General features: G+C 62.9%; 8 protein-coding genes. 7 read left to right on the top strand and 1 reads right to left on the bottom strand.

From position 1 onward, the window contains the following. On the bottom strand, positions 1 to 1,356 hold a 1,356-nt coding region (locus tag B3873_RS05945), incomplete at its 3' end, for a cache domain-containing protein (protein ID WP_286864613.1). A 278-nt stretch (positions 1,357 to 1,634) separates the two neighbouring features. Between B3873_RS05945 and B3873_RS05950 the strand changes: the two genes are divergently transcribed. The 7 genes from B3873_RS05950 to B3873_RS05980 form a co-directional block, all read left to right on the top strand. Further along, the gene (locus tag B3873_RS05950; RefSeq protein ID WP_039786358.1) at positions 1,635 to 3,704 is read left to right on the top strand and encodes a carbon starvation CstA family protein; all 2,070 of its coding nucleotides are present in this window, start codon (positions 1,635 to 1,637) and stop codon (positions 3,702 to 3,704) included. Positions 3,705 to 3,759: 55 nt separating this feature from the next. After that, complete coding sequence (locus tag B3873_RS05955) at positions 3,760 to 3,945, top strand: YbdD/YjiX family protein (protein WP_034334124.1); 186 nt, start codon at positions 3,760 to 3,762, stop codon at positions 3,943 to 3,945. A 209-nt stretch (positions 3,946 to 4,154) separates the two neighbouring features. Then, positions 4,155 to 4,538 (top strand): response regulator, encoded by a 384-nt coding sequence (locus B3873_RS05960; RefSeq protein ID WP_034334120.1) that lies wholly within the window; start codon positions 4,155 to 4,157, stop codon positions 4,536 to 4,538. Then, positions 4,535 to 5,158 carry a chemotaxis protein CheC gene (locus tag B3873_RS05965; RefSeq protein WP_039786354.1) on the top strand — a complete coding sequence of 208 codons (624 nt, stop codon included), beginning with the start codon at positions 4,535 to 4,537 and terminating at the stop codon, positions 5,156 to 5,158. The genes B3873_RS05960 and B3873_RS05965 overlap by 4 nt, the downstream gene beginning before the upstream one ends. Continuing rightward, positions 5,155 to 6,129, top strand: coding sequence for a sensor domain-containing diguanylate cyclase (locus B3873_RS05970; protein WP_286864617.1), 975 nt, complete (start codon positions 5,155 to 5,157; stop codon positions 6,127 to 6,129). The genes B3873_RS05965 and B3873_RS05970 overlap by 4 nt, the downstream gene beginning before the upstream one ends. Before the next feature lie 308 nt (positions 6,130 to 6,437). Continuing rightward, a complete protein-coding gene (locus B3873_RS05975; protein WP_276839067.1) occupies positions 6,438 to 6,863 on the top strand; it encodes a hypothetical protein in 426 nt (141 codons plus the stop codon). 147 nt (positions 6,864 to 7,010) lie between these two features. Next, on the top strand, positions 7,011 to 7,477 hold a 467-nt coding region (locus tag B3873_RS05980), incomplete at its 3' end, for a M48 family metalloprotease (RefSeq protein WP_286864618.1).

Raw genomic sequence — 7,477 nt, forward strand, 5'->3', positions numbered from 1 at the left:
AATGATGGCGCTGATGCTGGTGCCCGCGGCCGACGAATCGATGGCCAGTTCGCCACCCACGGCTTCCATGCGCTCGCGCATGTTGCGCAGGCCGATACCATGGCGCGAATGATCGTCGACTTGGCCGGGATCGAAGCCGCTGCCGTTGTCCTGCACCTGCAGCATCAGCAGGTTGTGACCGTCATAGAGACGCATGCGGATCTGGCTGGCGTTGGCGTGACGCGCGATGTTGGTCAGCGCCTCCTGCGCCACCCGAAACAGCACGGTGTTGACCACGTCCGAGAGCGCCGCACCATCCTCGCGCTGACGCTCGTGCTCGAAGACGATCTGGGTCTGCGGGCTGCTTTCGCGCCACTCGCCGCACAGGTGTTCCAGTGCCGCCGCCAGTCCGAGATCATCGAGGATGGCCGGCCGCAAATCATGCGAGATGCGGCGCACTTCGGCCAGCACGCCGTTGATCTGGGTGGCGGTCTTTTCAAAGCCGGCGCGGGCTGCCGCCGCCTGTTCGGGCGTGCCGCGCAGGCGTTCCAGCGCGGCTTCGATCTGCAGTTTGATGGAGACCAGCCACTGGCTGATGCCGTCGTGCAGGTCGCGCGAGAGGCGCGCGCGTTCTTCTTCCTGCGACCGCACCACGCGCTGGGCCAGCTGGCGCAGCTTGGCATCGGCCACGCGATGCTCGCTCAGGTTCAGCAGCAGGCCGGCCAGTCCCACCGCCAGCGCGCTGGACAACGCGATGATCGCAATCAACAGCATGGTCTGATGCAGGTAGCCGGAATTCTGGTGATCGACCTGGGCCAGTGCCGCTTCCACATCATCCAGATAGATGCCGGTGCCGATCACCCAGCCCCATCGCGGCAAAGCGATCACGTAGCCCAATTTGGGCGCCACCGTCTTGCTGGAGGGCTTGCGCCACAGGTAGCGTTCGAAACCGCCGCCCTGATGTGCGCGTTCGATCAGATGCTGGATGGTCGGGCTGCCGGAGTCATCGCGCCAATCCCACATCTCGCGTCCGACCAGTTCCGGCTGGCGCGGATGCATGATGCTGCGGCCCTGGTCGTCGTAGACGAAGAAATAGCCATCGTCACCGAAGGCCAGGTCGGAGAGGATGCGCCGGGCTTCTTCCTTGATGGCGTCATCGGTGCGTCCGGTGTCGTAGAGATGGGCCAGCGCATGCTGGGCCAGATCCACATAGTGGCGCAGCTCGGTATTCTTGCTGGCCAGGTAGGCGGCCTCGATGGTGGAACGTTGCTGACGCGCCAGTTCCACCGCCTGGTAACGCACCACCAGCGCGATGGCGGCAAAGGCCAGGCACAGCGGGACGATGGCGAGGAAGATGATTTTCTGACGCAGTTTCATGCCCGCGATTCTACCCAAAGCGTCTGGGTGCCCGCGTAAATCTTCATATCGTTTTCCCGCCGCTTATCACCCCGAAAGAAAATCCCTTCACCCTGCGTAATTCTACGTAGCGGCTCTGCGTAGTGCTGCGCTTGTGGGGCAGGAGGGGCATGCCGATACTGGCGGGCATCCTGCGCAGTGCGTCCGTTCAATCGGTTTCATTCACGTGGACCCGGACGGGGACGCACTGACGACAACAAGATTTCCCACAACAATTCATATCCGCAAGGAGGAGAACAATGAACCGCTTGGTTTCCAGACTGGGCTGGCTGGCTGTCGCCCTGGGCGGCGCCGGGGCCTGCGCTTACGTCGCATTGCAGCGCGGCGAATCGATCAATGCCGTCTGGCTGGTCGTGGCCTCGGTGTGCGTCTACCTGATCGCCTATCGCTTCTACAGCAAATTCATCGCCGAGCGCGTGCTGGGCCTGGATGGCGCACGCATGACGCCGGCCTACAAGTTCAACGATGGCCTGGACTACGTCCCGACCAACAAGTACGTGCTGTTCGGCCACCACTTCGCCGCCATCGCCGGCGCCGGTCCGCTGGTGGGCCCGGTGCTGGCCGCGCAGATGGGTTATCTGCCGGGCATGCTGTGGATCCTGGCTGGCGTGGTCTTTGCCGGTGCCGTGCAGGACTTCATGGTGCTGTTCATCTCCACCCGCCGCGACGGCCGCTCGCTGGGCGACCTGATCAAGTCCGAGCTGGGCCAGGTGCCGGGCGTGATTGCGCTCTTCGGCGCCTTCATGATCATGGTCATCATCCTGGCGGTGCTGGCGCTGATCGTGGTCAAGGCCCTGGCCGAGTCGCCTTGGGGCACCTTCACCGTGGCCGCGACCATTCCCATTGCGCTCTTCATGGGCGTGTATTCGCGCTACATCCGCCCGGGCCGCATCGGTGAAGTCTCGTGGATCGGTTTTGTGCTGCTGATGCTGGCCATCGTCGGCGGCCAGTATGTGCAGGAACATGCCGTGCTGGGACAGATGTTCACCTTCAACGGCAAGCAGCTGACCTGGATGCTGATCGGTTATGGTTTCGTCGCCTCGGTGCTGCCCGTGTGGCTGCTGCTGGCGCCGCGCGATTACCTGTCCACCTTCCTGAAGATCGGCACCATCGTGGCGCTGGCGCTGGGCATCATCTTCATTGCCCCGCACCTGAAGATGCATGCGGTGACCCGCTTCATCGACGGAAGTGGTCCGGTGTGGTCGGGTTCGCTGTTCCCGTTCCTGTTCATCACCATCGCCTGCGGTGCGGTCTCGGGCTTCCATGCGCTCATTTCTTCGGGCACCACGCCCAAGCTGCTGGAAAACGAAAAGCACGCCCGCTTCATCGGCTACGGCGCCATGCTGATGGAATCCTTCGTGGCGATCATGGCGCTGATTGCGGCTTCCTGCATCGAGCCGGGCATCTACTTCGCCATGAACAGCCCCGCTGCGCTGATCGGCACTACGCCCGAGAACGTGGCCCAGGTGATCTCGCAATGGGGCTTCCACATCACCCCCGAGATGCTGACCCACACCGCCCAGGCCGTGGGTGAACACACCATCATCTCGCGCGCCGGCGGCGCACCTACCCTGGCCGTGGGCATGGCCCAGATTCTCTCCGGCGTGACGGGGGAGGCGATGATGGCCTTCTGGTACCACTTCGCGATCCTGTTCGAAGCGCTGTTCATCCTGACTGCCGTGGATGCCGGTACCCGTGCCGGCCGCTTCATGCTGCAGGACCTGCTGGGCGCGTTCATCCCGCCGATGAAGCGTACCGACTCCTGGGCGGCCAGCCTGATCGCCACCGGCCTGTGCGTGACCGGCTGGGGCTACTTCCTGTACCAGGGCGTGGTCGATCCGCTGGGTGGCATCAATACCCTGTGGCCGCTGTTCGGCATCTCCAACCAGATGCTGGCCGGTATCGCCCTGATCCTGGCGACCTGCGTGCTGTTCAAGATGAAGCGCGACCGCTTCGCCTGGGTCACCGTGGTGCCCACCACCTGGCTGCTGATCTGTACCCTGACCGCCGGCTGGCAGAAGGTGTTCGATGCCAATCCGCGCGTGGGCTTCCTGGCGCATGCGCAGAAGTACCAGGCAGCGCTGGATGAAGGCAAGCTGCTGGCCCCGGCCAAGTCCATCGAGCAAATGCGCCAGGTGATTTTCAACGACTACGTCGATGCCGGCCTGGCCGCGATGTTCATGCTGGTGGTGGTGAGCGTGCTGGTGTTCGGCATCCGTACCGTGTTGAAGGCGCGTGCCGCGCACCAGCCCAGCGTCAAGGAATCGGCCTACGAAGCATTGCCCGCCAGTGCCGTAGCCCCGCAATGAAGCTTTTTGCAGCAAGGAGAACAGCATGAGCAAACCTGGCGCCCTGGCGCAACTGATGGCCTGGCGGCGCCAGGTCGGCCGCACGCTGAACCTGATGGTGGGCATGCCCGAATACGACACCTACGTGGCGCACATGAAGGCGGCTCACCCGGATCACTGCGTGATGACCTATGAAGAGTTCTTCCGCGAGCGGCAGGAAGCGCGCTATGGCGGCAAGGGGCGGGTGGGGCGCTGCTGTTGAAATACGCCGTTTTCCCGCTGGCCAGAAGTGCCACCGAGGCCAATGAGAAAGAGATCTTCGGGTCTCTTTTTTTATGGCGTTTCCATGATGCAGGTTATTTCTTATCAGGAATTCCCTCATACGAAGGATGTTGCTTTTGACTTATCATTTTTGAACGCATGGCAATACGTCAGCATTCTTCAGTTTTTTGATGTTCAAGGTGATTCAAGATGGCAAGCAACGATAGCGGCAAGACCCTTCTCATTGTCGACGACAGCAAGGTCTCGCGCATGGTGATCAAGGCCAACGTGCTGGCCGTCCACCCGGACTGGCAAGTGATGGAAGCCGGCACCGGCGAAGAGGCCATTGCCCTGGTCGGGCAATCCGTGCCGGACTACTGCACGATGGACATCAACATGCCCGGCATGCTGGGCACCGATGCCGCCGCGCAGATCCTGCAGGCGCATCCCTCGGTACGCATCGCCATCTTCTCGGCAAATATCCAGGAAGCGGTGCAGACCCGCGCCCAGCAACTGGGGGCGCTGTTCGTCGCCAAGCCGGTTACGGAAAAATCAATCGGCCAGGCCCTGCTGCATTTCCGGGGCCCGCTGTGAGCATCCTCAACGAGATCGAACGCGACGCCCTCACTGAAATCTTCAACGTGGGTGCCGGACGTGCGGCGCAGAGCCTGTCCGAAATCGTCGGCGACGAAGTGCGGCTGTCGGTGCCTTCGGTGGAAGTGCTGCGTTCCGGTGCCATTGATGAACAGGTGCTGCCGCGCACGCGCGGGCGCTTTGCCACGGTGAGCCAGAATTTCGATGGCCCCTTCGATGCGGAAGCGGTGCTGCTGTTCACCGAGGATCGTGCGCTGTCCATCGTGCGCGACATGATGGGCTCGCAGATGAGCCTGGACGAGCTCGCCGAGTTCGAGCGCGAAGCCATGTGCGAACTGGGCAACATCATCCTCAATGCCTGCCTCTCGGCCATGGCCGACATGCTGGAAATCACCCTCAACAGTTCGCTCCCGCAGTACCTGGTGTCGTCGCCCGACGATATCTCCGCGCGGCTGGCTAGCGCGCAGGGCGATGAGAGTTATGTGCTGGTGCTGCACATCGATCTGGTGATCGAGAAGCATCAGACCGATGGCCACCTGATCTTCCTGCTCAGTTCCTCCTCGCTGCATGCGCTGGTGGAGCACGTGCAGCGTTACCTGGGCAAGATCGGTCTGGCATGAGCACCGCCGTGGTACCCCGCTTTCGCGCCGAGGACGTGCTCGACCAGCTGCATGGCGGGCTCATCATGCTGGACGCCGGACTGCACATTCTGCTCTGGAATGCCTGGGTGGCGCGCCACAGCCGCGTGCCGGCGGACCAGGCGCTGGATGCACGCTTCGAACACGTGTTTGACGAGCGCGTCTCGCCGGCGCTGCTGCGGGCCATCGACAATACCCTGGGCTACGGCTTGCCGGCCGTTCTCTCCAGCGCGCTGCACCGGGCCCCGTTGCCGCTTTATCCGGATCATGGGGCAGCCTCGGCGGCAGGCGCGCTGGCCGCACCGGCCCGCATGGTGCAGTCGGTGGTGCTCACGCCCCTCGACAGCCCCGAGGGCGAACGCCTGTGCCTGATCCAGATCAGCGATGCCAGCAACTCGGTACGCCGCGAGAAAATGCTGCAGTCGCATTCCGATGTGCTCAAGCGCCAGGTGGGCACCGATGGCCTCACCGGCATTCACAATCGCCGCCATTTCGATGAACATTACGCCCAGACCTTGCAGCGTGTGGGAAAGACGGGCGGGACGCTGTCGCTGTTCATGGTCGACGTCGATTTCTTCAAGCAGTACAACGACCACTATGGGCATGGACCAGGCGACCAGGTCCTCAAGCGCGTGGCGGCGGCCCTGCAGGGGCAGTTGCAGCGGCCCGGTGATCTGCTGGCGCGCTATGGCGGTGAAGAATTCATCCTGCTGATGGAAGGCCTGTCGCACCGTCAGGCCGCCGAGGTCGCCGAAGCCCTGCGCGAGACCGTGTACGCCCTCGCCGAGCCCCATGCCAAGTCGCTGGTGGCGCACCGCGTGACCATCAGTGTGGGGGTGTGCACACGTGCGGTGCAGGAGGGGATGGATGGACGTCTGCTCATGTCGGCAGCCGACGCCGCGCTGTACCGCGCCAAGCTGGGCGGGCGCAACAAGGTGGTGGCGACCGACTGATTCGGCGTGTGGGCATGCCTTGTGGAAATTTCTTCACTTTTGTGTAAAACAAGGGCAATTTATAGGAAACCCTTGCTGCGCAAGCATGTCAGAAATGGTCAGTGTGCTTATCAACAGGCTTGTTCACAGTTTTTGTGGATAACTTGCCGGAGGGCTTGGTTTCCGGGGGGAACAGGCGGGCAGGGCGGGCTGGCAATTTTGCGTATAATGCGCATCCGTTCATGCTGACAATGGCCTGACAAGAGGCCGATGCCCGATTTTCGCGGCACACACGGGTTTTCTTCACTTTTTCATTCACCAAGGGTTTGATGCGCCGACTGCTGCTCCTGCTGCTGACTCTGCTGATCCCGCTGCAATTGCTGGCAGCCACGGGAGAGGTACAGCTGCGTGAACAGTTGCGCGAGCAGTTGCAGGTCGCCGCGCCGATGCAGCTGCATGCGCATGCGCAGGACCCGGCGGCTGCGCATCATTGCGCGGCTTCTGCTGCTGTCTCTGCGCCTCTGCATCTGCCTGGCGACTTTCTCGCATCGGGCAGCCTGTCCGGCGATGATCAACCCGCTGGCATCGATGACGATGACCAGCCCAGCGCCCAGGGCGAGCTGGAAGATCCGGCCTTGCCGCCGGCCATCGTCACGCCCGGACTGCACTGGTTTCCGTTTCCCCACGCCTTTCCGGCAAGCCTGAGCTGGTCGTCCTACCTGCGCGACCAGTTGCGTCCTCCTCCGTTGGCATAAGCCCCGCCACATGCGCACCTGCCGCGGGGCAGGGCGCAGGCGCGGTGGCCGCTTCGTGCGCCAGCGCGCTGCTCTGTAGTGAACCCATCGTTTGACCCGCCGTGGCGCCGCGTGCGCACGGCACACTTTTGTCCATCAGGAAAAACCATGAAACGCATCGTTCTGTTCCTCGTCACCAACCTGGCCGTGATGCTGGTCTTGAGCTTCACCGCCAGCCTGCTCGGCGTGAACCGTTACCTCACTGCCAACGGCCTCAACTTCGGCATGCTGCTGGTGTTCTGCGGCCTGATGGGGTTTGGCGGCTCCTTCATTTCGCTGTTCATGTCCAAGACCATCGCCAAGTGGTCCACGGGGGCGCGCGTGATCGAGCAGCCGCAGAATTCCACCGAAGTGTGGCTGCTGCAAACCGTCCAGACCCTGGCCACCCGTGCCCAGCTGCCCATGCCGGAAGTGGCGGTCTATGATGGCCCGCCCAACGCCTTTGCCACCGGTGCCAGCAAGAGCAATTCGCTGGTGGCGGTTTCCACCGGCCTGTTGCAAGGCATGACCAAGGAAGAAGTGGAAGCCGTGCTGGCCCACGAAGTGGCCCACATCGCCAACGGCGACATGGTCAC

The organism is Herbaspirillum sp. UBA812, assembly GCF_002296545.1.
In the GTDB taxonomy this organism is placed as follows: Bacteria; Pseudomonadota; Gammaproteobacteria; order Burkholderiales; family Burkholderiaceae_D; genus Herbaspirillum; species Herbaspirillum huttiense.